This window comes from Corallococcus interemptor, from assembly GCF_003668875.1.
Lineage (GTDB): Bacteria > Myxococcota > Myxococcia > Myxococcales > Myxococcaceae > Corallococcus > Corallococcus interemptor.
This window is the reverse complement of the sequence record NZ_RAWM01000015.1, coordinates 83,840-108,335: the sequence shown is the minus strand read 5'-3', so window position 1 is coordinate 108,335 and position 24,496 is coordinate 83,840. Positions and strand designations below refer to the sequence as shown.

The window sequence follows — 24,496 nt, the reverse complement described above, 5'->3', positions numbered from 1 at the left end:
CTCCCCCGCCTTCCAACACACATGTCTTCGGTGGTGGTTCCATGCCCTTCACGGCCCTACCCTGGCCCCGTGCGAATTGGACCCACACAATAATTTTTTGACGGAGACGTATTTATTTCCGATCCTGAATCCGTCACGATTCCCCTGTCTGACAGTTTCAGCACCTTTCTGGCTGAAAGCCTGGACTGCCTGACATTCTGGAAGTCGGACCTCCGACGACCCCCGAGCGGGAGCCCCCAACATGCGCCTCACCCCTGCTTTTCGGCCTGGTAATGGATGCAGCGAGTGGTCAACCCCCACCACTTCACGCAAACCCCTGACGTCGGTCCTGCTGACGGGGGCGCTCATCGCCCTCGTGGGTTGCGGCGCGATGCCGGAGGACGCCGCGAGTGAGGCCCGCTTCGCGTCGGTGGATCAGGCACAGCAGGTGGACAACGGCATGACCCTGAACGGCATGACCCTCAACGGGATGACGTTGAACGGGATGACGTTGAACGGGATGACGCTCAACGGGCTGGCCACCGCGAGCTTCAACGACTGGTTCAACCAGAACGCGGACGCGGCCATGGTGATGGCGTACGTCGTGAAGTGCGCGGTGCCCGAGGGCGAGACGCGCACCTTCCAGTCCACGGCCACGGGGACGAGCTACACGTGGCAGGGCAGCCTGGGGCTGGCGCCGGGCTGGTCCTCCGGCAAGCCCGCGACGGTGGCGGAGCAGCAGGTGGTGAGCGCGTGCCTGGCGGCGCACGCGAACAAGTACGGGATGCACATCCCGCTGTCCGCGCTGGGCCGCACGGCGTCGGGCGCGGAGGTCGCCTGGTCCGCGGAAGAGCTTTCGCTGTTCAGCGAGAAGGAGGCCTGCTTCTTCGGCAACCTCTTCGCGAACGAGGGCCTGTTCGCGGCGCGCGACCGGGACTTCAGCACGGCGGAGAGCTCCACGCGCGCGTGTGGCCTGACGCTGAAGGCGGACACCTGCGCGCCCATCACCAACATTGGCAGCTGCGCGCAGTTCTGTACGAAGAGCGACCCGAGCAAGCCCTACTACACGCAGTGCACGTACAACGGGAAGACGTACCCGGTCATCACCACGCGCGTGCAGCCGGTGGAGCTGTTCCGCTGCGGCGACGGCGTCTGCCAGTTCACCGAGAAGCCGGGCTCCGGCAACACCGCGGACAGCTGCCGCGCGGACTGCGGCGCCTGAAGCCCGACGTACCGCCCGCGCGCGCCTGGATTTCCCAGTGGAAAATGACAGCTGGGATGTGAAGCCGCGCGGTGTCGGCCCGACGTCACCCCGTACTCGCGCACAGCTTGCCGGGCACGAGGCGGCGGTGTTGGATGGTCCTCCGCAGGCCGCGCCCGAAGTCGGGGACCCCCGCCACGAGGAACGGTGACGGCCTCGGATGGACGTGTGGGTGGGAGCGGGCCGCGATGACGTTACGAGCGAAGGTCGGGCGGTTGACGGTGATGGCGCGGCGGCGGGGCACGCTCCGTCAGGCCTTCGAGCGCCTGGGCCCCGGCCCCGGGTCCCAGGCCCGGTGCGCCGTGGAGACGCCCTGCGCGGACAACCGGCTCCTGGAAGAGACGGTGCGCGAGCGCACCGCGGCGCTGGAGGCCGCCAACGCGAAGCTGTCCAGCAGCCTGGAGCAGCTGCACGCGACGCAGACCCAGCTGCTCTTCGCGGACCGGCTCATCGCGCTGGGGCGCATCGCGGCGGGCGTGGGTCATGAAATCAACAACCCGCTGGCCTTCATCCTGAGCAACCTGGAGTACATCCACCAGGAGCTGCAGCAGAAGGAGCGCCTGTCGGAGCAGGACCGGCAGGAGATTCTGGAAGCGCTGGCGGAGACGCGCGACGGCGCGGAGCGCATCCGGCTCATCGTGCGGGATTTGCAGACGCTGTCGCGCGCGGAGGACGTGGGCAGCGGGCCCGCGGAACTGGCCGCGGTGGTGCGCACGGCCGCGAAGATGGCCATGCACGAACTGCGGCACCGCGCGCGGCTGGTGGTGGAGTGCGAAGGCGTGCCGCCGGTGCAGGGCAACGGCTCGCGGCTGGGGCAGGTGTTCCTGAACCTGCTGCTCAACGCGGCGCAGTCCATCCCCCCGGGCAACGCGGAGGGCAACGAGGTGCGCGTGGTGGCGCGTCCCGGTGAGCCCGGCCACGTGCTGGTGGAGGTGCGCGACACCGGCTGCGGCATCGCGCCGGAGCACCGCGAGCGCATCTTCGACCCCTTCTTCACCACCAAGCCGCTGGGCGTGGGCACGGGGCTGGGGCTCGCGGTGTGCCATGGCATCGTCACCTCGCTGGGCGGCACGCTGACCATGGAGAGCGCGCCCGGCCGGGGCAGCGTCTTCCGCGTGACCCTGCCGGTGGCGGGCGCCTTCGTGCAGGCGCAGCGCTCGCAGGCCGACTGGACCTGATCAGCCCTCGCGGGGCTTCACCCCGAGCGAGCGCTGGAGCATCCCGCCCAGCACCTCGCGGAACTTCGCGTCCGAGCCCGCGTCCGCCGGGTGGCCCATCACGGGCAGCAGCATCTCGCGCGCGAGCATGAACCACTGCGACGCGCACAGCGCCACGATGAGCGTCATGTCCACGGTCTCGCGCGACGGCGGCGGCGTGCCCTGCGCCTCCGCCACGCGGCCGGACTGGAACTCCAGCGCGTCCGCCAGCAGCCGCAGCCCCTGGGCGGGGGCCAGCGGCATGTGCTCGGCGCGGCCGCTGAGCAGCGCCCAGGCCATCAGCCGGCCGTGCCTTCCCTGCTGGACCATGGAGAAGAAGCGCTCCAGCAGCTGGCCTGCGTCCGGCGGCGCCTCCGCCGCGAGCAGCTGCTCCCGGAAGGACGCGACCATCAGCTCGTTGCGGCGCAGGAGCACCTCGCGCACCAGGGCCTCATAGGTGCCGAAGTAGTGCGTGACGAGCGCGTGGCTCACCCCCGCCGCCTTCGCCACCGCCTGCAGCCCCACCCGGTCCGGCCCCTGCTCCATCAGCAGCGGCTCGGCGGCCTGGAGGATGGCCTCGCGCGCCTCCTCCGGGGTGCGGCGCTTGCGCCGGGCCGGAGCGCGGCCCTGGGAACGCTTGGTTGCCATCGGCCGCACATCCTAATCACCGGGCTTCGTCGTTCAATGCACGGACACTATTGTCAAAGTTGACAACAACTCCGGGCGGGCCCTATCCATGGGGTGTCCGGGGAGGTCCGTGATGCTGATGCTGCTGCCTCAGAGTCCGTCGCTGCCGGTGCTGTTCCTGGGGGTCCTGCTCATCTCGGGGACGCTCAAGCTGCTGACGGTGGTGGGCGGGTGGCTGGTGTGGCGCACGCGGTGGGCGGCGCGCTTCCGGGTCTACCGGCGGGAGCTGTCCCAGGGGCAGCTGCGCAGCGAGGCGCTGGCGGCGGCGGGCGTGGTGCTGACGGACGCGGTGCTCATCGGGGCCTTCCGGTCCTTCACCGGCCCCCTGTACGGGCCCTTCAGCCTCTCCACGGCGCTGTGGTCGTACGCGTGGATGTTCGTGGGCTTCGAGGTCTGGTTCTACGTGACGCACCGGCTGCTGCACCTGCCGCGCTTCTACCGCTTCCACGCGCAGCACCACGTCGCGCAGGTGACGGAGCCGCTCACCGCGCTGTCGTTCTCCGTGGTGGAGCGGGTGGTGCTGATGGGCGGCGGGCTGGGCATGCACTTCGCGGCCATGCACCTGTTCCCCGGCTCGCAGGTGGGCGTGCTGGCCTACATGCTGACCAACTACGTTCTCAACGCGTTCGGGCACGGCAACACGGAGTGGCTGCCCAAGCGCTTCGTGACGTCCTGGGTGGGCCGCGTCCTCTTCACCCCCACGTTCCACGCGCTGCACCATGCGCGCTACCAGGGCCACTATGGCCTCTACACCGTGGTGCTGGACCGGTGGTTCGGCACCGCGTTCCCCGACTATCCCCAGGTGCACGCGCGCGCCCGGGATGGCGAGGGGCTGACGCGCATGGGAGAGCGGCTGGCGGTGCCGCCCCCTGCCCCTTCCGTCCCCGCGGTGCCCGAGGCGCGTCAGGCGCTCTGAGGTCCGTCGCGCCCCGACGTCCCACGGCGGTCCTGGAGGGCCAGCGGCCGTGGGCCGACGGACAGTCCGGGCGGAAGACGACGCCCGGGAGGGATGGCATCCGGGGGGGCCGGACCTACAATCGGGCGGTGCACTCACGGCAGGACGTGATCATCATCGGCGCGGGCGCCAGCGGGACGCTGCTCGCGGCCAATCTCTTGCGGGGCGCCCGTTCGCCCCTGCGCGTGGCCCTGGTGGAGCGCGGGGAGCGGCTGGGGCGGGGGGTGGCGTACTCGACCACCAGCGCCCGTCACCTGCTCAACGTGCCGGCCGGCCGCATGAGCGCGTGGGTCGACGACCCGGAGCACTTCGTGCGCTGGCTGCGCGTGGAGTCGCCGGACACGCCGCCGTCCGCCTTCGCCGAGCGCCGCCGCTATGGCCAGTACCTGGAGTCCCTGCTGAAGGACACCGCCGCGCGCGCCGCGCCGGGCGTCCGGTTGGAGACGCCGCGCGCGGAAGTGACGGCGGTGGAGGACACGGCGGACGGCGTGCGGGTGACGCTCGCGAATGGCCAGCGCCTGGAGGCGCGCAGCGGGGTGCTCGCGCTGGGCAACGCGCTGCCCGCGGACCTGCGCGTGCCGGATGGCGGGCTGTACGCGAGCCCGCGCTACCACCGCTCGCCGTGGATGGCCGGGGCGCTGGAGGGCATTGGTTCCGGGGAGTCGGTGCTGCTCATCGGCACGGCGCTCACCATGGTGGACACGGTGCTGTCGCTGGGCGAGCGCGGGCACCAGGGCCCGGTGCACGCGCTGTCGCGGCACGGCCTGCTGCCGCACCCGCACCGCGCGCACGGCGCGAAGACGCCCGCGGCGGCGGAGCCCCTGCGCATCCGCGAGCTGTTGCGCTCGGTGCGCCGGGAGATGGACCGCTGTCGCGACGCGGAGACCGCGTCCCCTGACGCGGAGGACGTGGTGCCCTTCAGCACGCTGCGCGTCCGCGACGTGCTGCGCACCCTGCGCCAGGAGGTGGACGCGCAGGCGGCGGCGGGCGCGGACTGGCGCGCGGCGGTGGACGCGCTGCGGCCGGTGACGACGCCCCTGTGGCAGCGGCTGTCGGAGCCGGAGCGGCGGCGCTTCCTGCGCCACCTGCGGGCGTACTGGGAGGTGCACCGCCACCGCATGGCGCCGGAGATCCACGACGTGCTGGACGCGTGGCGGCGCGACGGACGGCTGGTGCTCCACGCGGGCCACGTGCTGCGCTTCGAGCTGGAGCCGGACGCGGTGGCGGTCCACCTGCGCCCCCGGGGCGCGCGCGAGCCCCGGGTGCTGCGCGTGCAGCACGTCATCAACTGCACCGGCCCCGAGTCGAACCCGGCCTCGCGCGGCCAGCCCGTCATGCGCGGCCTGCTGGAGTCGGGCCAGGCCCGCCCGGACGCGCTGGGCATGGGGCTGGCGACGGCGTCCGACGGCGCGGTGCTGGACGCGCGCGGCCAGCCGTCCCCCCACCTCTTCACCCTGGGCCCGACGCGCCGGGGCGACCTGTGGGAGACCACCGCCGTGCCGGAGATCCGCTCGCAGGCCCGCGACCTGGCGGACCTGCTCCTGCGCCGGCTGGGCGAGTCCCGGACCGCCACGTCCGAAGCGGCCTCCACCGCCGCACCTTGAGCGACAGCGTCACCCACACCTGCCTGCCAGGTAGCGGACCTGACAGGCGCGAGTGGGCGTCCTGCTCGCCAGCTGACGGCGCCTCCGGGGGGAGGCTGTAGGGCCCTGGCGTTTCGTGCGACATTCCGGGCCCCCCTCCTGGAGTCCCATCCCGATGGCCCTGAAGCGCCCCCTCCCCGCCCTCATGGGAGGCGTGACCCTGTCCGTCCTCGTGAGCCTCGGGGCGCTGGCGCACCAGCACCTTCGCACCGACGCGCTGGAGGAGCGGCTGCTGCGCGAGGTGAACATCCTGACGCAGGCGGAACACCCGCGCCCGGTGCACGTCACCCCCTCACGGCCCGGCAGCTTCGGGGACGCGATGGCGCCGCTCCTGCCCGCGCTGCTCCAGCAGGCCCGTGAAGCCCCGGCCCTCACCGACGCGGAGGCCGAGACGCTCGAGGCCGTGCTGGAAGGCCACGCTCCGGTGACGGACCTCCCCGCCTCCCGCCGCGACGCCCTGGAGCGGGGCCGCCCGCTGATGCGGCAGGTGCTCGCCGCCACCCACGCGGAGTCCGGCGGGCTCCCGGAGGACCTGCGTCCCCTGTCCGGTCCGGAGGTGTCCCGCCGGGACGCGCTGCTCCAGGCGCTCCGGCGCGTGGTGGAGGACGCGGCGCTGGAGACGCGGCTGCTCGTGTCGCGCGGAGACGCGGACCTGGCGGTGGACACGTGCGTGGACACGCTCGCGCTCAGCCGGGAGCTGGCCCTGGGCGGCGGGCTCGTGGGGCAGCGGCTGTCCGCGTCGGGCTACACGCGGGCGTGGCGGGCCTGCGCGGACGCGCTCGATTCGGCTTCGCTGACCCGCAAGCGCCAGGCCATCTCCCAGCTCACCCGGCTGCACGAGGGCATCCCGCCGGTGTCCCTGACGCTGCACGAGGAGTCCGTCGCCGCGCAGCTGCACGCCTTCCGCGACCTGCTCACCGAGGAAGGCCGCGCCGCGCTGCCGCCCACGTGGTTCGACGCGCCCGGGCAGCCCCGGGCCCTGCGGCGCCGGCTCCAGTGGCGCCAGTGGGTGGAGGACGCGGACCGCCTCATCGCCGTGGCGGATCAACCGCCGGAGGAGCGCCGCCGCGCGCTGACGGCCCTGGAGGCGCGGACCGCCGGGGCGTATTTCCGCCAGGCGGAGGCCCCGTCGGTGCGCCTGTCGTCCGAGGACCAGGAGGCGCTGGACCTGCGCGCGCTGCGCTCCGAGTCCCTCATCGCCCTGGCGGAGGTCGACGCGGCCCGCGCGCAAGGGGGCCAGTGGCCGCGCGCGCTCCCCACCCGCACGACGTCGCTGGTCCTGGAGCGCGTGGACGAGTCCGAGGCGCAGATCCGCTCGTGCGTCCAGGGGCTGATGCCGGAGCCCATCGTCGTGAAGGCGGACGGAGCGCCCCTGCTCCAGCAGGTCCACGACGTGCCCTGACACGTCCGACCGGCGATGTAGGATGCGGCCTTTCCGTGGACGTCGTGGGAGGGAGCCGTCATGTCGTGGAAGCTCGTGCTGCTGGACGAAGTGTCGAAGGTGCTGCCGGATGCGCCGCTCAAGGGCTCGGACATCCGCGTGGAATTGCCGACCGCCAGCTACGCGCTCCCCGCCGGGGAGAAGCTGGGCCCCCTGACGTTCGCCTTCGACGTGTCCGCGCGCGGCTTCGTGGAGGGCTATGACGCCCCCGCGGACGTGGACGCGGCCGGTGTCGTGGGTGAGGCTCCGGCCGGCGCCCCGGGCGGCTCGGCGACGCAGCTGGCCCCGGCGCTCGTCTACGGCGGCGACAACGCATGGCTGAAGTACGGCGTGGAGGCGCGCGTGAAGGCGGAGGTCGGCTTCCCGCTGCCCTACGTGGCGCTGGCGGCCAACGGCGACGTGCGCGTGCTGCTGGCGGACTACCACCGGCACACGCAGGACACGAAGGCGCGCGACGCGCTGAAGAAGGACGCGCCGGAGCTGCGGCTGCCCCTGCTCACGGCGTCGCTGGACAAGCTGGGCGTGGGGGACGCCATCGCCTTCCAGGCGCGCGGTGAGCTGTCCGTCACCGCGACGCTGGACTGGACGGACGTTTACACGTCCAACCTCCAGACGCTGACGAAGCTCCTGTCCGCCAGCACGATGGTCGCCTTCGAGGCCAAGGCGGGCGCCACCGTGTCCGCGAAGGTGAAGGTGGTGGACGACTACGCCGTCATCTTCTCCCGCCCCGCGGCCGGCCAGGTGCGCGTGCAGGTGAAGAAGGTGGTGGCGCGCGAGGCCGGCGTGACGGCCAGCCTCCACGTGGAGGCCAGCCTCACCGACCCGGCCGCCCTCGTCACCCAGGTGGAGCACGTCCTCGAAGGACTGCTGTCGGTGCCGCTGTCCGAGTTCGACTCCCTGATGACGAAGCTGGAAGCGCACACCCTCTCCGAGAACGAGACGAAGGTGCTGCGCATCATCCTGGACCGGCTGGGCTTCGGAGAGCTGGAGGCCAACACCACGGCGCTGCGCACGCAGTGGGAGAAGCTGCGCGCGGACGTGCGCACGCGCGTCCAGGCGCTGGCCGAGTCCAAGTTCGAGCTGGGCTTCCGCTACGAATACCTGCGCCTGCGCGAGCAGACCACGCTCCTGTCCACCGTGTGCACCGACGCGCAGGCCCGCACGCTGCACCCGCTGCTCGTGTCCGGGCGGATGGACAGCGCGATGCAGAAGATGCAGGCGGAAGGGATGGCGCTGGAGCAGTGCCTGCTCAAGGAGGTCAACAAGGAGTCCAAGGCCTGGGGCTTCTCCCTGAAGCTGGGCAAGTGGGCGCTGGGCGGCAGCGACACGCGCGAGCTCACCCAGGTGGTGCAGCGCAACAGCCTGGAGAAGGAGTCGCCCCAGCGCATCTCGTTCCTGGGCGTGCGCGGCTACAAGGGCACGCTGCTCACGCCGTACATGCACTGGACGGCGGACTTCAAGGCGGACATGGCGGAGTTCCGCAAGTCCCCCACCGTCGCTGACTTCGACCTGGGCCTGTACCTGCTGCTGGCCCACGACGCGCGCAAGCTGTCGGACCACGACCTGCGCCAGGCCGTGGACGAGGCCATCGTGTGGGGCGCGCTGGATGACGCCGAGGAGGAGGAGGTCCTCAAGCGGATCCGCGACGCTTCCGGCGGCAAGGAGATTGAGACGCGCGTGGAGCTGAAGCTGGACAACCGGACGCTGCGCGACGTCATCCAGCACGCGGCGGATCCGGATGCCCACTCCGCCTTCGCCCGCGCGCTGGCCCGCGCCCTGCCCTGGTACAACGTGCAGTGCCGCGACCGGCCCACCGTGCGCGAGTCCGTCTACGCGCCCCTGTGGAAGGAGTACCTGGCGCACAACTGGTCCGCCGCCGACGCCGCGAGGACGGCCGCCGCGCACCTGAAGAACAACCCGCTCGTCGGGACCTTCGCGTACACCGAGGGGCAGCTGGGCAACGGCATGCTGACGTTCGCGGAGATCATCCAGAAGAACCCCGGCACCGTGTCCAAGTGGCGCGACCTGCGCGCGGGGCTCCTGGACCTGCGCAACAGCGAGCAGCGCTCGCCTTCCGTCTTCGCCGGCACGTTCAAGGACCTGTCCCAGTCGTGGGCCCAGTCCTTCCACCTGAAGACCACGGGCGCGTTCTTCCTGGAGCTGGCGTCGCGCGGCGGCAACGGCCTGGCCACCGTGGAGCGCACCTTCACCGTGACGGTGCCGGGCACGGGCACGAGCATCGTCTTCTCCAAGTCGCGGGCCTGACGGGCGCACCGGGCCCCCTTCCGTCCGCTTCCGGCCGAATGGGGGCTCGCAGGTGACGCGGCGCATTGCCGCGTCGTGCGGGCATCACTACATCCAGCTCCTCACGCACACGGCCATGCCGAGGAGCCCCGCGAGATGATCGTCGGTCGGATGCTGTCCTGGCGGATCATCCTTCGCTACACGGGGCGCCCTGTCGTCGTCCACATCGTCATCGCGCTGGCCATCTCGCTGGGCTACGAGGTGTTGAACACCCCGTGGCTGTCGGTGCCGGCGCTGCCGGTGACGCTGCTGGCCGCGGCGCTGGGCGTGCTGCTCGGCTTCCGCAACAACTCCGCCTATGAGCGTTGGTGGGAGGCGCGCACCATCTGGGGCGGGCTGGTGAACGCGTCACGCACGCTCGCCCGGCAGGTGCTGACGTTCCTGCCCGCGCCCCGCGCCCAGCGCAGCGACGGCACCCCGGAGACGCCCTCCGCCGCGTCCCGCCTGGTCCAGGTGGCCGTGCAGCCGGAGGGGCCCGCGCTGGCGCCCGCCTGGTCCAAGGTGAGCGACGGCGCGGTGCGAGACCAGTTCGGCCATGCGCGCGACCTGCGCGGCCCGGGGGCGCCTCGCGCGAACCTGGCCACGTTCCTCCACCCGGGCGTGGAGTCCCCCCGGGGCATCCCCAGCATGTTCGAGGGCATCACCGAGGACGCGCGCGAGCTGGTCTATGCGCAGGTGGGCTTCGTGAACGCGCTGCGCTGCCATCTGCGGCGGCAGGATCCCTTCCCGGAGATCACCCCGTTCTTCCGCCCGTCCGTGCTGGAGGCGCTGCGCGTGGAGCAGAACGTGCCCGCCGCCATCCTCCTGTGGATGGGCACGCGCATGCGCCGCATCTACAGCGACATCGACCACCCGGAGAAGGTCTACATGCGCGTGTCGCTGGACGAGACGCTCACGGAGCTGACCAACTCCCTGGGCGCGTGCGAGCGCATCAAGAACACGCCCCTGCCCCGCCAGTACGACATCCTCCCGCACGCCATGGTGCGCGCCTACCTCACCATGCTGCCCCTGGGCGTCGTGGCGGACCTGGGCGTGCTCACGCCGCTCGTCACCGCCATCATCGCGTTCCTCTTCATCGCCATGGACGCGGTGGGCCGCGACGTGGAGAACCCCTTCGAGGACGCCGTCAGCGACACGCCCATGACGGCGCTCTGCCGCACCATCGAGATCAACCTGCGGCAGATGCTGGGCGAAGCCGAGCTGCCTCCGCCCGTCCAGCCCAAGGACGGCCTGCTGTACTGAAGCCGGTCGCCAGACTAGGGCGCCGCGGTCACCTCCACGGTGCCCAGCCCGTCCACGGTCAGCCGCACGTGGTCGCCGGGCTTCATCAGGTACGCGGCGGTGGCCGCGCCGGACAGCACCAGGCTCCCGGCGGGCAGCACCTGGCCGCGCTCCGCGAGCAGCGCGCACAGCTGGATGAGGGACACCACCGGGTCACCGGAGATGGCGTCCGAGCGCGCCTCGCCCTCCACCTTGCCGTTCACCTCCATGCGCATCTGGAGCTTCGTCAGGTCCAGCTCGCGCGGGCCCCGCTCCAGGGTGCCCGGCACGAACAGCGACGACGACGCGTTGTCCGCCACCACGTCCGGCAGGCTGAAGTACTTGAAGCCCACGAAGCGCGAGTCCAGGACCTCCATGGCCGCGAAGACGGCCTCGCACGCGTCCAGCACTTCATCGCGCGTGACGGTGCCCTTGAGCTCCTTCGACGTGCGGAAGGCGATTTCGGGCTCGATGCGCGGGTGGATGCCCGCGCCCACGCGCACCACGCCGCCGGGCTGCACGCGCATCCGGTCCGTGAGCACGCCGAAGATGGGCGAGCCCAGGTTCATCTGCTTGCGCTTCGCCTCCGACGTGAAGCCCATCTTCAGGCCCACCACCCGCTCGCCCTGGGCCTCGCGCAGCCGGATGCCCTCCGCCTGCACCGCGTAGCCGTCCGGCACCGTCAGGTGCGGGTGCGCGTGCGACAGGGGCGGCACCTCACGGCGCTCGCGCCGCGCCGCGTCCAGGATTCCAGCCAGGCCCGCCACATCCACAGTCGAGGTCATGCGCGAATCTTTTCCATGCCCGGCCCGCAATTCCACCAAGGATTCACCTGTGGAGCGGGTCCCCAACGCGCTGGGAGCCAGACGGCCGCGCAAGCGAGCGCCATCCGACGCCAGCCGTTCGGAATCCTGGAGGCTTCGGACGGCCGCGACATACATTGCCGCGTCTCCCTGAAGGAGGGCGCTGCCTTGGAGAAGGTCCTCAACTACATCGGTGGCGAGCTGGTGCCCGCGGCGGGCGGCCAGTGGCTGGACAAGCCCGAGCCCGCGACGGGCCAGCTCTACGCGCACGTGCCGGACTCGCGCGAGGTGGACGTGCAGTCCGCCGTGGAGGCCGCGGGCCGGGCCTTCCCCGCGTGGTCCGCCCTGCCGGCCATCGAGCGCTCGCGCTACCTGCGCCGCATCGCGGGCCTCATCCACGAACGCCTGGACGCCTTCGCGCGGGCGGAGTCCATCGACACGGGCAAGCCGCTGTCGGTGGCGCGCACGGTGGACATCCCGCGCAGCGTCCTCAACTTCGAGTTCTTCGCGGACGCGGCGACGCAGTTCTCCAGTGAAGCGCACCCCATGGACGGCGTGGCGCTCAACTACACGCTGCGCTCGCCGCTGGGCGTGGTGGGCTGCATCTCGCCGTGGAACCTGCCGCTGTACCTGCTGACGTGGAAGATCGCCCCCGCGCTGGCGGCCGGAAACTGCGTGGTGGCCAAGCCGTCGGAAGTCACCCCGATGACGGCCTTCCTCCTGTCGCAGGTGTGCCGCGACGCGGGGCTGCCGCCGGGCGTGCTCAACCTGGTGCACGGCCTGGGGCCCCACGTCGGCGGGCCGCTCACGCGCCACCCGGACGTCAGCGCCATCTCCTTCACCGGCAGCACGCGCACGGGCGCGGAGATTGCCCGCGTGGCCGCGCCTGCGTTCAAGAAGCTGTCGCTGGAGATGGGCGGGAAGAATCCCAACGTCATCTTCGCGGACTGCGACTTCGACGAGGCGCTGGCCACCACGCTGCGCTCGTCCTTCGCGAACCAGGGCCAGATCTGCCTGTGCGGCCCGCGCATCTTCGTGCAGCGCTCGCTGTATCCGCGCTTCAAGGATGCGCTGGTCGCGCGCACCCAGGCGCTCAAGGTCGGTGACCCGCTGGTGGACGGCACGGACCAGGGCGCGCTGGTGTCGCGAGAGCACTTCGAGAAGGTGATGGGCTACATCGCGCTCGCGAAGCAGGAGGGCGGCCACATCCTCACCGGCGGCCAGCGCGCGAGCGTGCCCGGCCGCTGCGCGAACGGCTGGTTCATCGAGCCCACGCTGGTGGAGGGCCTGGCGCCCACGTGCCGCACGAACCAGGAAGAGATTTTTGGTCCGGTGGCCACGCTGATGCCCTTCGACGACGAGGAGGAGGTGCTGTCGTGGGCCAACTCCACGCGCTACGGCCTGGCCGGCAGCGTGTGGACGAAGGACCTGACGCGCGCGCACCGCTTCGCGTCCCGGCTGCACAGCGGCATCGTCTGGGTGAACACCTGGATGCTGCGCGACCTGCGCACGCCGTTTGGCGGCGTGAAGGAGTCCGGCGTGGGCCGCGAGGGCGGCTGGGACGCGCTGCGCTTCTTCACCGAGCCCAAGAACGTCTGCATCAAGCTTTGAGCCTGGGAGAGCCACACGTGAGCGCTGGCGAGCGGATCGATTCGAAGAAGGCCCCGGAGCCGGTGGGGCTCTATCCCCACGCGCGCCGTGTGGGAAATCTCCTGTTCCTGTCCGGCGTGGGCCCGCGCGAGCGCGGCAGCAAGGCCATCCCGGGCGTGGAGCTGGACGCGGCGGGCAACATCGTCTCGTACGACATCGAGACGCAGTGCCACTCCGTGTTCCGCAACGTGCGCTACATCCTGGAGGACGCGGGCTCGTCGTGGGAGCGGCTGGTGGACGTGACGGTGTACCTCACGGACATGAAGCGGGACTTCCCCACGTACAACCGGCTGTGGGCGGAGTACTTCAAGGACAACCCGCCGTGCCGCACCACGCTGGAGATCAACGCGCTGCCCACCCCCATCGCGATTGAACTCAAGTGCATCGCCACCATTGGAGACGAGTGACATGGGCCGACTGACCCCCATCAACTTCAAGAAGTGGATCGACGAGCACCGCCCCCTGCTCAAGCCGCCCGTGGGCAACCAGCAGGTCTGGGCGGACCGGGACTTCATGGTCACCGTGGTGGGCGGCCCCAACGCGCGCACGGACTTCCACGTCAACGAGGGCGAGGAGTTCTTCTACCAGCTGGAGGGCGACATCACCCTGCGCGTCATCGATGACGGGCAGGTGCAGGACATCCCCATCCGCGAGGGGGAAATCTTCCTCTTGCCGCCCAAGGTGCCGCACTCGCCGCAGCGCCCCCCGAACACCATTGGCCTGGTGCTGGAGCGCCGCCGCCAGCCGCAGGAATTGGATTCCTTCCTCTGGCTGTGCCCCAAGTGCGGCGAGAAGCTCTATGAAGAATCGCTGCACGTCACCAACCTGGTGACGCAGCTGCCGCCGGTGTTCGAGCACTTCTACGGCAACCCCGACCACTGCACGTGCAGGAAGTGCGGCACGAAGGTGACGCGGGGTGGTGCGCCCAAGTGAAGGTCGACATCCACACGCACCTGCTCCCCCCGGAGTTCCCCCGCTTCGCCGAGCGCTTCGGCTACGGCGGCTTCATCACGCTGGACCACCACGCGCCCTGCCGCGCGCGGATGATGCGGGACGACGGGAAGTTCTTCCGCGAGATTGAAAGCAACTGCTGGGACCCGAAGCAGCGTGTCACCGAGTGCGACGCGCACGGCGTCCAGGTGCAGGTGCTGTCCACCGTCCCGGTGCTGTTCAGCTATTGGGCGAAGCCTCAGGACGGCCTGGAGGTGGCGCGCTTCCTCAACGACCACCTGGCCGGCGCGGTGGCGACGGCGCCCAAACGCTTCGTGGGCCTGGGCACGGTGCCGCTCCAATCCACCGGCCTGGCGGTCAAGGAATTGGAGCGCTGCGTGCGGGAGCTGGGGTTCGCGGGCGTGCAGATTGGCAGCCACGTCAACGACCTGAACCTGTCCGACCCGGCCCTCTTCCCCTTCTTCCAGGCGGCGAGCGACCTGGGCGCGGCCGTCTTCGTGCACCCGTGGGACATGATGGGTGAGGCGAAGATGACGAAGTACTGGCTGCCGTGGCTGGTGGGGATGCCGGCGGAGGTGTCGCTGGCCATCTGCTCGCTCATCTTCGGCGGGGTGATGGAGCGGCTGCCCAAGCTGCGCTTCGCGTTCGCGCACGGCGGCGGCGCGTTCCCCGGCACGCTGGGCCGCATCCAGCACGGCTTTGAAGTGCGCCCGGACCTGGTCGCGGTGGACAACAAGGTCGCGCCGCGCGACTACCTGGGGCGGTTCTGGGTGGACTCGCTGGTGCACGACGCGGAGACGCTGCGCTCCATCGTGAAGCTGTTTGGCGCGGACAAGGTGGCGCTGGGCAGTGACTATCCCTTCCCGCTGGGCGAGGAGCGGCCCGGCACGCTCATCGAGTCGCTGACGGACCTGGCGCCTTCGGTGCGCGAGCGGCTGCTGTCCCGAAATGCCCTGGAGTGGCTGGGGCGCTCGCACGAGGACTTCGCACCATGACGGCCCCTGTCTACGAGAACTCCGATGTGTTCGCCTACGGCCAGGACGCGGCGGATCCGCTGAGGCCCCTGCGCGACGAGTTCCTCTTCCCTCCGGCCCCCTCCGGCGCGCCGTCCATCTACCTGGCGGGCAATTCGCTGGGGCTGCAGCCGCGCAAGGCGCGCAAGTACGTGCAGATGGAGATGGAGGACTGGGAGCGGCTGGGCGTGGAGGGCCACATGCACGGCCGCCACCCGTGGCTGCCCTACCACGAGTTGCTCACGGAGATGGTGGCGCGCGTGGTGGGCGCGCAGCCGCTGGAAGTCGTGGTGATGAACACCCTGTCGGTGAACCTGCACCTGATGATGGTGTCGTTCTACCGGCCCACGCGCGAGCGCTTCAAGATCCTGATTGAGGGCGGCGCCTTCCCGTCGGACCAGTACGCGGTGGCGTCGCAGGCGCGCTTCCACGGCTACGACCCGAAGGAGGCCATCGTCCGGCTGATGCCCCGCGAGGGTGAGAACACGCTGCGCTCCGAGGACATCCTGGAGGCCATCGAGCGGCACGGGAAGGAGCTCGCGCTGGTGATGCTGGGCAGCGTGAACTACCTCACCGGGCAGGCGTTCGACCTGCGCGAAATCACGCGCGCGGGACACGCGCAGGGCTGCATGGTGGGCTTCGACCTGGCGCACGCGGCGGGCAACCTGAAGCTGTCGCTGCACGACGACGGGCCGGACTTCGCGGTGTGGTGTTCGTACAAGTACCTCAACGGCGGACCGGGCAGCCTGGGCGGCGTGTTCGTGCACGAGCGCCACGCGCACTCTCCCCAGCTGCCGCGCTTCGAGGGCTGGTGGGGGCACAACAAGGCCACGCGCTTCGAGATGGGCCCCACGTTCGATCCGCTGCCGGGCGCGGAGGGGTGGCAGCTGTCCAACCCGCCCATCTTCCAGCTGGCGGCGCTGCGCTCGTCCTTGGAGCTGTTCGACAAGGCGACCATGGCGGCCCTGCGCGCGAAGAGCGACCACCTGACGGGCTACATGGAGTACCTGCTGGACCGGCTGCCCGCGGGCTACGTCACCATCACCACGCCGCGCGACTTGAAGCAGCGCGGGGCGCAGCTGTCGCTGCGCTTCAAGGGCGAGCCGAAGCGGCTGCTCCAGCGGCTGGCCGCGGGCGGCATCATCTGCGACTTCCGCGAGCCGGACATCATCCGCGCCGCGCCCACGCCCCTCTACAACACGTACCTGGACGTCTTCCGTTTCGTGAAGGCGCTGGAGGCCCATGCCCTCGAATGAGTCGAAGCTGACGGTGGTGGGAGCGGGCCTGGTGGGCTCGCTGCTCTCGCTGTACCTGGCCCGCCGGGGCCACACGGTGGAGGTGCTGGAGCGCCGGGCGGACATGCGCCGCGAGACGGTGGACGCGGGGCGCTCCATCAACCTGGCCATCTCCACGCGCGGCCTGCACGCCCTGCGGCAGGTGGGCCTGGAGGAGGAGGCGCTGAAGCACGCCATCCCCATGCGCGGGCGGGTCATCCACCCGGTGAAGGGAGACCTGGCCTTCCAGCCGTATGGGAAGGACGACTCACAGCACATCAATTCCATTTCGCGCGGCTGGCTGAACCAGTTCCTGATGACGCAGGCGGAGAAGACGGGCCGCGTGTCCATCCGCTTCCGTCAGCGGGTGACGCAGGCGGATCCGGCGGCGGGGAGGCTCACGGTGCTGGACGAGGCCACGGGCGAGACGCGCGAGCTGCGCGACGCGGTGGTGTTCGGCACGGACGGCTCGGGTTCTGCGGTGCGGCAGGCGATGCAGTCCCAGCCGGGCTTCCAGGCGAATTCCGAGACGCTGGGGCACGGCTACAAGGAGCTGACGATTCCGGCGGGCGCGGGCGGACGCTTCCAGATGGAGAAGCACGCGCTGCACATCTGGCCTCGCGGCACGTACATGCTCATCGCGCTGCCGAATGAAGATGGCAGCTTCACCTGCACGCTGTTCCTGCCGTGGGAGGGGCCGGTGAGCTTCGCGTCGCTCCAGACGCCCGCCGCGCTGGAGGCGTTCTTCCAGGAGCAGTTCCCGGACGCGAAGGCGCTGATTCCGGGGCTGGTGGAGGAGTTCTTCTCCCGGCCCACCGGGCACATGGTGACGGTGAAGTGCGCGCCGTGGCAGGCGGGCGGACGCACGCTGCTGTTGGGCGACGCGGCGCACGCCATCGTGCCGTTCTACGGGCAGGGGATGAACTGCGGCTTCGAGGACTGCGTGGTGCTGGACGCGCTGTTGTCGAAGCAGCCGGACCAGGCCGCGGCGTTCAGCGAGTTCGAGCGGCTGCGCAAGACGAACGCGGACGCCATCGCGGACATGGCGGTGGAGAACTTCATCGAGATGCGCGACAGCACGGCGGATCCGCGCTTCCTGCTGGAGAAGGGCGTGGAGAAGGTGCTGCTCAACGCGTTCCCGGGCGAGTTCGTCAGCCGCTACACGCTGGTGAGCTTCAGCCGCGTGCCCTACCGGCTGGCGTACGGGGTGGGCAGCATCGCGGGCGGCATCGTGGCGGAGCTGGCGAAGGACCTGAAGCGGCCGGAGGACGTGAACCTGGACCTGGCGGCGAAGCTGATTCGCGGCCGGCTGACCCCTTTCATGGAGGAGCACGCGGATGGATTTCGGCTTGAAGGGTAGGCGCGCGCTGGTGACGGGCGCGTCGTCGGGGCTGGGGCGCGCCATCGCGGACACGCTGGTGAAGGAGCGCGCGACGGTGGCGGTGTCCTCGCGAGGCGGGGAGAAGCTCCAGAAGGCGGCGAAGGAGCTGGGCGCGGCGCTGGCGGTGCCGTGTGATTTGACTCAGCCGGGAGCCGCGCGCGGGCTGGTGCGCGAGGTGACGCAGAAGCTGGGCGGCCTGGACGTGCTGGTGGTGAACGCGGGCGGCCCGCCGTCCGGAGGCTTCGAGGCCATCACGGTGGAGCAATGGCAGGCAGGGTTCCAGAGCCTGTGGCTGGCCACGGTGGATGCGATTCAGGAAGCACTGCCGGGCATGAAGGCGCAGGGCTGGGGCCGCATCGTGCTGGTGACGTCCACGGCGGCGCGCGAGGCGATGAACAACCTCACGGTGTCCAACGGCCTGCGCGCGGGGTTGCTGGGGCTGGTGAAGAGCCTGAGCAACGAAGTGGCGCCGTATGGAATCACGGTGAACGCGGCGCTGCCGGGCTACCACGCGACGGACCGGATGAAGGACCTGGGCCTGTCGGATGAGAAGGTCGCGCCGAACATCCCGGCGAGGCGGCTGGGGAGGCCGGAGGAGTTCGCGGCGCTGGTGACGTTCCTGGCGTCAGAGCCGGCCGCGTACATCAGCGGCCAGTCCATCGCCTGCGATGGTGGAGCGCTGAAGGGCTTCTAGCGCGGTGACGATGCCCCGCGTGTCTCAGCGGAGACAGCCCATCCCTCGAGACGATGGAGCGTTGAAAGGAGTTTGAAGTGACGTCGGTGGTCTTCCGGGGGGAAGACCATGGACGCGATAAAGCGGGCGGTATACCTGGGACTGCTCACGGGCTGCGCGACGAGTACCGGAACCGTGGTGGAGGGAAGCCTCCAGCCTCGACACTTCAAGTTCGTCACCATCGTGGAGCACACAGGTCCGGGAGCGGGTGGATGGAGAGCCGCCTGTGTCCGGGTGCCTCTCCGGCGCGACTCGGGAGAGGTCTTCATGTGTCAGCTGGGCGTCGAAGTTCCCATGCAGACTGCGAAGGAGGGACCCATCCCCATCGCTTTGGCCCAGCGCATCTCGTCAGACTGCGCGAACCTGGCGGCCCAGACCGTCTTCAGCGCGGCGACACCCGTCACGGCACTGGGTCTTGCCTGTGAGGACTTCAGGAACACCTTCACACTTGCCCTCAATGGGGCCATCGGCGGTTCGAAAGTGTCGAGGGACTGCCGCAAGGAAACGACGCCCGTCTCTCCCGGCGGCAAGACACCATGAGCCCTTCCGCTGAAGAGTTGCTTGCGATCGCGCGTCGCTACTGGCGAGCGGATCAGACCCATGACTTCCGGCTCGACCCCAGCCCGGAGTACGTCCGGTATGAAGGGCTCTGGGACGAGAAGCGAAAGGAGTTCAACCGCTGGGAGGCGCTCCTCCAGGAACTTCAGCGAGCACTGCCGGATTGCAAGGTCTGGGATTACACGCCGCCTACGGCGAACCCCAGCTTCGGTGCGCTCGTCTATCCTCCATCCGAGGAGGTCACGCACCGGCCGCAGGTCACCTGGACGGTCGCCGGGTACCTCAGCATCCTCGCGCCGGTCTACACGGTGCATTGCGTCCGCCGGGAGTTCCTGGGCCATCAGCTTCGCAGCGCCAAGGCGTTCCTGGGCCCCATTCCCCTGGAGCTGCGTGGCATCGCGGACATCGTCGCGCGTGGCATTGAAGCCCATTACGGCGCGACCGCACTGCCCCTTGAAGTCGCGCAGACGCCCGTCCCCCTCTACGTCAACCTCATGAAGCCGCCGGAGACCACCCTCTTCCACGCGCTCTTCACCGCCGACCCCTGGAACATCCTCTGACGCAGTGGGCCAGCTGTTTTCCGCTCTGACAGCAAAGTCTCTTTGATTTGGGCTGGTGGATTTCTCACGTTTTGCGACAAAGTTCGCCCCTCGCCGGGAGGGGCGCGGACGTGCTCAGACGAATCGGTTTCATCCGTGGGCTGTGGCTCATGGTCGTGTTGTGGGGCGCCGGGGCGTGGGCCCAGGGCAACTCGGTCATCACCGGGACCCTGGCGAACGCACTCGACAAGCAGAAACTGGAGAACGTGGTCGTCACCGCCACGTCGCCCCAACTGCAGGGCGAGCGCACCGTGCTCACCGACAAGAGCGGCCTGTACCGCATCCCGCAGCTTCCGCCGGGCATGTACACGCTGCGCTTCGAAGCCCAGGGCTTCCAGCCCTACGTCCGCGACGGCATCCTGCTGCGCATCGACCGCACCATCCGCTTCAACGCGGAGCTGGCGCCGGACAGCATGAGCTCGAACATCGAGGTCGTCGGCTCGCCACCCAGCGTGGACGTGGGCTCCAGCGCCGCCGGCGTCACCGTGGACCAGGACTTCATCCGCAACATCGCGGTCATCCGCCCCGGCACCAAGGGCTCCGCGTCCCGCTCCTTCGAAGGCCTGGCCGAACTGGCCCCCGGCGCCACCGAGGACCGCTACGGCGTGAGCATCAGCGGCAGCTCGTCGCCGGAGAGCCAGTACGTCGTGGACGGCCTGTCCGTGAACGACCCCGGCGTGGGCACCCTGGGCACGCCCCTGTCCGTGGAGTTCGTGAAAGAGGTCAACGTCATCACCGGCGGCTACATGCCGGAGTACGGCCGCTCCACCGGCGGCGTGCTCAACGTCGTCACCAAGTCCGGCTCCAATGAGTTCCACGGCTCCGTGTTCGCCAACTACGCGCCCGGCGTGCTCCAGCGCTCCGGCACGAATGTCCTGCGCGAAGGCAGCGTCATCTCCGCGCAGGGCAGCGCCCACAACCTGGGCGACTTCGGCTTCGACCTGGGCGGCCCCCTGCTCAAGGACAAGCTCTGGTTCTACGTGGGCGTCGCGCCGTCCTTCAATCGCATCCAGGTGGACCGCCAGCTCAGCAGCTACGAGCTGTGCTCGGAGGTGGACCCCGCCAACGGCTGCTCCGCCGTGGGCGCGCGCCGCAAGGACCCGACCACCGGCTTCTCCCAGGTGACGCCCATCGACGGCAGCCGCACCACCCGCTTCGCCGACGAGCGCAGCGTGCAGTACCTGGGCAAGCTCACCTACAACTTCAACCCGGACCACAGCCTGTCCGTGTCCGTGTTCGGCACGCCCCGCTCGTCCGGCGGCAGCGGCAAGTACGCCTTCAGCGACGACGGCGAGCCGGAGGTGTGCACCAGCCTGTCGTGCACCAGCTTCGTGCAGGGCGCGTATGAATCCATCGCCACCCGGCGCAGCAACAGCGCCATGGACATCGTCGCGAAGCAGGCCTCGTCCTTCTTCGACAAGAAGCTGCTCGTGGACGCGACGCTCGGCTGGCACCACCAGGCGGACTCCATCCTCCCGTCGGACGGCTCGGACCTGGGCTCCGGCGTGGGCCTGGACGCGAAGCCGCGCATCTCGTGGACCCGCAACCGGAACCCCGGCTACCACACCATCAACGAGTTCGAGTCGCTCCCGGCCCCCAACGCCTGCGGCACCACGCCCGAGGAGCAGCGGCTGCGCTGCCCCGTGACGGGCTACACCACCGGTGGCCCCGGCACCATCAGCGTCCAGCGGCTGGACCGCGTGCAGGGCAAGGTGATGGGCACGTACCTGCTGGAGGCCCTGGGCCACCACATCCTCAAGGCCGGCGCGGACATCGAGCGGATGAGCTTCTACAACAACCGCGCGCGCACCGGCTTCACGCACTGGCAGGAGTGCACCGGCGGCGACTGCTTCTTCACCCTCAACCAGTACGGCTACATGGCCGCGCCGGACCTGCCGGTGTTCCTGCCCAATAAAGAGGGCACCTCCACGTCCACCACCGTGGGCGGCTTCCTCCAGGACAGCTGGTCCGTCCTGGACAAGGTCACCGTCAACGTGGGCCTGCGCTACGACGTGCAGACCATCTACGGCCTGGACGGCGAGGTGGGCCTGCACCTGCCCAACCAGTGGTCCCCGCGCCTGGGCGTCATCTACGACCCGACGCAGAGCGGCCGCGCCAAGCTCTTCGCCAACTTCGCGCGCTTCTTCGAGAACGTCCCCCTGGACATGGCGGACCTGTCCTTCCCCCAGCAGCAGCTGCTCTCCGCCACCTACGACTCGCCCCCGTGCGTTCCCTCCCGTGAGGACTCGCTGCTGGGCGACTGCACCCAGAACGCCAACCGCCAGCCCATTGGCAGCCGGGAAAGCCCCAACCAGCTGTGGGACGCGCAGGGCGGAGACCGCGTGCCGGTGGACCCCAAGATTCGCGCCCAGTCCGCGGACGAGTTCGTGGTGGGCGGTGAGTATGAGCTCTTCACCGCGAGCCGCCTGGGCGCCACGTACACCCGGCGCAACCTCAACGACGTCATCGAGGACATGAGCCGCGACGACGGCAGCACCTTCTTCCTGGGCAACCCGGGCAAGGGCTACTCCACGGACTTCCCGCTGGCGAAGCGCGAGTACGACGCGGTCAACCTCTACTTCCAGCGCGCCTTCACCAACGGGTGGCTGGCCCAGGCCAGCTACACCTGGTCCACCCTGCGCGGGAACTACTCCGGCCTGTTCCGCGCGGACACCGGCCAGCTGTCCCCCAACCTCACGCGCGACTTCGACCTGGTGTCGCTCACCGTCAACCGCGAGGGGCAGCTGCCCGGCGACCGCACGCACAACTTCAAGGTGTTCGCCGCGAAGGAGCTGGTGCTGGGGCCTCGCACCAGCATCAACGTGGGCGGCAACTACCGGGCGCGCTCCGGCGCGCCGCTCAACTACCTGGGCCTGCACCCGCGCCGCAGCGGCTCGGAGACGTTCATCCTGCCGCGCGGCAGCGCGGGCCGGCTGCCCTGGGTGCACGGCGTGGACGGGCACGTGGGCCTCAACCAGCGGCTGGTGAAGGACTACGTCCTCACGGTGTCCCTGGACGTGTTCAACCTCTTCAACTTCCAGCAGTACACGGACGTGGACCAGACCTTCAGCACCGCGCGCGTGTACCCCATCGAGCAGGGCGGCAAGCCGGCGGACCTCACCGCCTGCCTCACCGCGAACAGCCCGGACTGCAAGGTCATCTCCACCGCCACGGGGCTGCCCATCGCCGTGACGGACATCAACCCCAACTTCAAGCGGCCCACCGCCTACCAGGCCCCGCGCTCCATCCGCCTGGGCGCGAAGCTCAGCTTCTAGAGGCCTGACATCCATGAGGACCCAAGCGATGAAGCTTCGTTGGATGGCAGTGAGCGCAGGGGTCGCGGCCGCGGCCGTCGCCGTGGGCGCGTGCGGCAGTGAGCCGGAGGCCGAGTGCGTGGTGGCGCGCGCCGTGTCGGACGGCTCCACCGGCTCGTTCGCCGCGACGTACCAGCTCAAGCCCGGGCAGAACCCGGACCAGGTCTGCGCGCGGCTCAAGCCGGAGCCGCTGGGGATGCAGAAGTTCTTCAGCCCCGACCCGGCCGGGCCCGACACCGTGGGCGTGCGCAGCGCGCGGCTGGGCAAGCTGCTGGAGGACTTCGCGTCCCGGCTGTCGGGGGACTCGCAGGTGTCCACCACCTCCGTGGGCCCGTTCGCGTCCGCGACGCCGGGGGCGGACCACTTCTGCTCGGTGCCGGAGCTCACGCCCACGCGGCTGGCGGTGCCCGCGTCCACGGCGCCCGACGGCGGCGTGCTGCCCGCGCAGGACTACGGCTACGCGTGGAGCAACCTGCGCATCTACAACACGCCGGAGATTCCGGGCACGCAGTTCACCGCGGACCTCGTCTACACGGAGAACGGCTGCACCGCCGACTACACCGTGAAGGGCATCTGGCCGGTGGTGAAGTGCCAGAACAGCAAGACGAAGCTGCCGGACGACGCGCTGTGCGACCCGTACGCGGACTACGACGCGGGCCGGCTGCGCGGCTCCGGCATCAACCCGCTGTTCCCCGTGAAGTGCGACCCGGACGCGCTCATCTGCGTGCTCACGGGAGAGGTGCCGTCGGCCCCGTGAAGCCGTGGCTTCCGGGGCGCAGGGCCTGAGGCAGGTCCCGGAAGTCCCTCACCAGGAAGTCAGGCCGCTCGCGAGCCAGGATTTCGCGCGGGAAGGACGTGGCGACGGCGACACACGCCGCGCCCGCCGCCCGCGCGGCCCTGAGGCCCACCACCGCGTCCTCGAACACCACGCACGCGTGCGGCGACACGCCCAGCGCGGCGGCGGCCTTGAGGTACACCTCCGGATCCGGCTTGCCCTGGGTCACGTCCGTGGACGTCACCCGCACGGGGAACAGGCGCTCCAGCCCCACGCGCTCCAGGGCCCGCTCCGCGTTCTGGGCCAGGGCGCTCGTGCCGAGGGCCCAGGGCACGCCCGCCTGCTTCAGGGAGATGAGGTAGGCCCCCACGCCGGGGACCGAGGACAGGGGCTCGTGGTCAAGCAGCCGGTGGAACGCCCGCTCGCGGTCGTCCGTGAGCGCGGCCACCTGCTCATCGTCCAGCTCCTCGCCGAACCACGCGCGCAGCGTCTCTCCGGCCCTGCGGCCGTTGGTGGCCAGCAGCTGCTCCCGCGTGGGCACGTAGCCCCGCTCACGGGCGAAGTCCTCCCAGACGCGGTAGTGCAGTTCGGTCGTGTCGATGACGACGCCGTCCAGGTCGAAGAGGACGGCATCGAAGGCAGGGATGTTCGGGCTCGATGGAGACATGAGGGTCGGGCACTCCTCTCGAAGAACCACACGTCGCGCGTCACAAACCTAT

General features: G+C 70.3%; 21 protein-coding genes. 18 read left to right on the top strand and 3 right to left on the bottom strand.

All coding sequences use genetic code 11. The features are described 5' to 3' along the window. The first annotated feature begins 370 nt into the window (after window positions 1-370). Together D7X96_RS08470 and D7X96_RS08465 are read left to right on the top strand one after the other, a co-directional pair. The gene (locus D7X96_RS08470; protein ID WP_233610244.1) at window positions 371-1,201 is read left to right on the top strand and encodes a hypothetical protein; all 831 of its coding nucleotides are present in this window, start codon (window positions 371-373) and stop codon (window positions 1,199-1,201) included. Window positions 1,202-1,428: 227 nt separating this feature from the next. After that, window positions 1,429-2,418: a sensor histidine kinase gene (locus D7X96_RS08465; RefSeq protein WP_121725268.1), complete on the top strand. Its 990-nt coding sequence runs from the start codon at window positions 1,429-1,431 to the stop codon at window positions 2,416-2,418. On the opposite strand, the gene D7X96_RS08460 is transcribed toward D7X96_RS08465, so the two are convergent. Next, on the bottom strand, window positions 2,419-3,084 hold the full coding sequence (locus tag D7X96_RS08460; RefSeq protein WP_121769438.1) for a TetR/AcrR family transcriptional regulator: 666 nt from the start codon (window positions 3,082-3,084) through the stop codon (window positions 2,419-2,421). Between the two features lie 118 nt (window positions 3,085-3,202). Here D7X96_RS08460 and D7X96_RS08455 point away from each other — a divergent pair, with 118 nt between their 5' ends. The 5 genes from D7X96_RS08455 (at window position 3,203) to D7X96_RS08435 (ending at window position 10,708) form a co-directional block, all read left to right on the top strand. Beyond that, window positions 3,203-4,039 carry a sterol desaturase family protein gene (locus tag D7X96_RS08455; protein ID WP_244219500.1) on the top strand — a complete coding sequence of 279 codons (837 nt, stop codon included), beginning with the start codon at window positions 3,203-3,205 and terminating at the stop codon, window positions 4,037-4,039. Between the two features lie 128 nt (window positions 4,040-4,167). Then, window positions 4,168-5,682: an FAD/NAD(P)-binding protein gene (locus tag D7X96_RS08450; protein WP_120546016.1), complete on the top strand. Its 1,515-nt coding sequence runs from the start codon at window positions 4,168-4,170 to the stop codon at window positions 5,680-5,682. Between the two features lie 154 nt (window positions 5,683-5,836). Further along, the gene (locus tag D7X96_RS08445) at window positions 5,837-7,123 is read left to right on the top strand and encodes a hypothetical protein (protein WP_121769437.1); all 1,287 of its coding nucleotides are present in this window, start codon (window positions 5,837-5,839) and stop codon (window positions 7,121-7,123) included. Window positions 7,124-7,183: 60 nt separating this feature from the next. Continuing rightward, complete coding sequence (locus tag D7X96_RS08440; RefSeq protein ID WP_121769436.1) at window positions 7,184-9,427, top strand: hypothetical protein; 2,244 nt, start codon at window positions 7,184-7,186, stop codon at window positions 9,425-9,427. 135 nt (window positions 9,428-9,562) lie between these two features. Beyond that, window positions 9,563-10,708 (top strand): bestrophin family protein, encoded by a 1,146-nt coding sequence (locus tag D7X96_RS08435; RefSeq protein WP_121769435.1) that lies wholly within the window; start codon window positions 9,563-9,565, stop codon window positions 10,706-10,708. A gap of 14 nt (window positions 10,709-10,722) precedes the next feature. On the opposite strand, the gene D7X96_RS08430 is transcribed toward D7X96_RS08435, so the two are convergent. Then, window positions 10,723-11,511, bottom strand: coding sequence for a 2-keto-4-pentenoate hydratase (locus D7X96_RS08430; protein ID WP_120546020.1), 789 nt, complete (start codon window positions 11,509-11,511; stop codon window positions 10,723-10,725). A gap of 186 nt (window positions 11,512-11,697) precedes the next feature. Here D7X96_RS08430 and D7X96_RS08425 point away from each other — a divergent pair, with 186 nt between their 5' ends. The 11 genes from D7X96_RS08425 (at window position 11,698) to D7X96_RS08375 (ending at window position 23,759) form a co-directional block, all read left to right on the top strand. Next, window positions 11,698-13,140, top strand: a complete 1,443-nt coding sequence (locus D7X96_RS08425) for an aldehyde dehydrogenase (RefSeq protein WP_120546021.1) — start codon at window positions 11,698-11,700, stop codon at window positions 13,138-13,140. Window positions 13,141-13,157: 17 nt separating this feature from the next. Beyond that, the gene (locus tag D7X96_RS08420) at window positions 13,158-13,586 is read left to right on the top strand and encodes a RidA family protein (RefSeq protein ID WP_014393721.1); all 429 of its coding nucleotides are present in this window, start codon (window positions 13,158-13,160) and stop codon (window positions 13,584-13,586) included. A 1-nt stretch (window position 13,587) separates the two neighbouring features. Then, entirely contained in the window at window positions 13,588-14,112 is a 525-nt protein-coding gene (gene nbaC / locus D7X96_RS08415; protein ID WP_121723196.1) for a 3-hydroxyanthranilate 3,4-dioxygenase, read from the top strand. After that, window positions 14,109-15,125 (top strand): amidohydrolase family protein, encoded by a 1,017-nt coding sequence (locus D7X96_RS08410; RefSeq protein ID WP_120546023.1) that lies wholly within the window; start codon window positions 14,109-14,111, stop codon window positions 15,123-15,125. The genes nbaC and D7X96_RS08410 overlap by 4 nt, the downstream gene beginning before the upstream one ends. Beyond that, window positions 15,122-16,399 (top strand): kynureninase, encoded by a 1,278-nt coding sequence (gene kynU / locus D7X96_RS08405; RefSeq protein WP_121769434.1) that lies wholly within the window; start codon window positions 15,122-15,124, stop codon window positions 16,397-16,399. Before D7X96_RS08410 ends, kynU begins: the two co-directional genes overlap by 4 nt. Then, the gene (locus D7X96_RS08400) at window positions 16,386-17,777 is read left to right on the top strand and encodes an FAD-dependent oxidoreductase (protein WP_121769433.1); all 1,392 of its coding nucleotides are present in this window, start codon (window positions 16,386-16,388) and stop codon (window positions 17,775-17,777) included. Before kynU ends, D7X96_RS08400 begins: the two co-directional genes overlap by 14 nt. Next, the gene (locus D7X96_RS08395; RefSeq protein WP_244219499.1) at window positions 17,767-18,492 is read left to right on the top strand and encodes an SDR family oxidoreductase; all 726 of its coding nucleotides are present in this window, start codon (window positions 17,767-17,769) and stop codon (window positions 18,490-18,492) included. The genes D7X96_RS08400 and D7X96_RS08395 overlap by 11 nt, the downstream gene beginning before the upstream one ends. Window positions 18,493-18,600: 108 nt before the next feature. After that, on the top strand, window positions 18,601-19,071 hold the full coding sequence (locus D7X96_RS08390; RefSeq protein WP_121769431.1) for a hypothetical protein: 471 nt from the start codon (window positions 18,601-18,603) through the stop codon (window positions 19,069-19,071). Next, entirely contained in the window at window positions 19,068-19,649 is a 582-nt protein-coding gene (locus D7X96_RS08385; protein WP_147468262.1) for a hypothetical protein, read from the top strand. The genes D7X96_RS08390 and D7X96_RS08385 overlap by 4 nt, the downstream gene beginning before the upstream one ends. A gap of 110 nt (window positions 19,650-19,759) precedes the next feature. Next, a complete protein-coding gene (locus D7X96_RS08380) occupies window positions 19,760-22,963 on the top strand; it encodes a TonB-dependent receptor (RefSeq protein WP_121769429.1) in 3,204 nt (1,067 codons plus the stop codon). Window positions 22,964-23,006: 43 nt separating this feature from the next. Further along, complete coding sequence (locus tag D7X96_RS08375; protein ID WP_244219498.1) at window positions 23,007-23,759, top strand: hypothetical protein; 753 nt, start codon at window positions 23,007-23,009, stop codon at window positions 23,757-23,759. On the opposite strand, the gene D7X96_RS08370 is transcribed toward D7X96_RS08375, so the two are convergent. Beyond that, a complete protein-coding gene (locus D7X96_RS08370) occupies window positions 23,731-24,444 on the bottom strand; it encodes an HAD family hydrolase (RefSeq protein ID WP_121769428.1) in 714 nt (237 codons plus the stop codon). The genes D7X96_RS08375 and D7X96_RS08370 overlap by 29 nt on opposite strands. Between the last annotated feature and the right edge of the window lie 52 nt (window positions 24,445-24,496).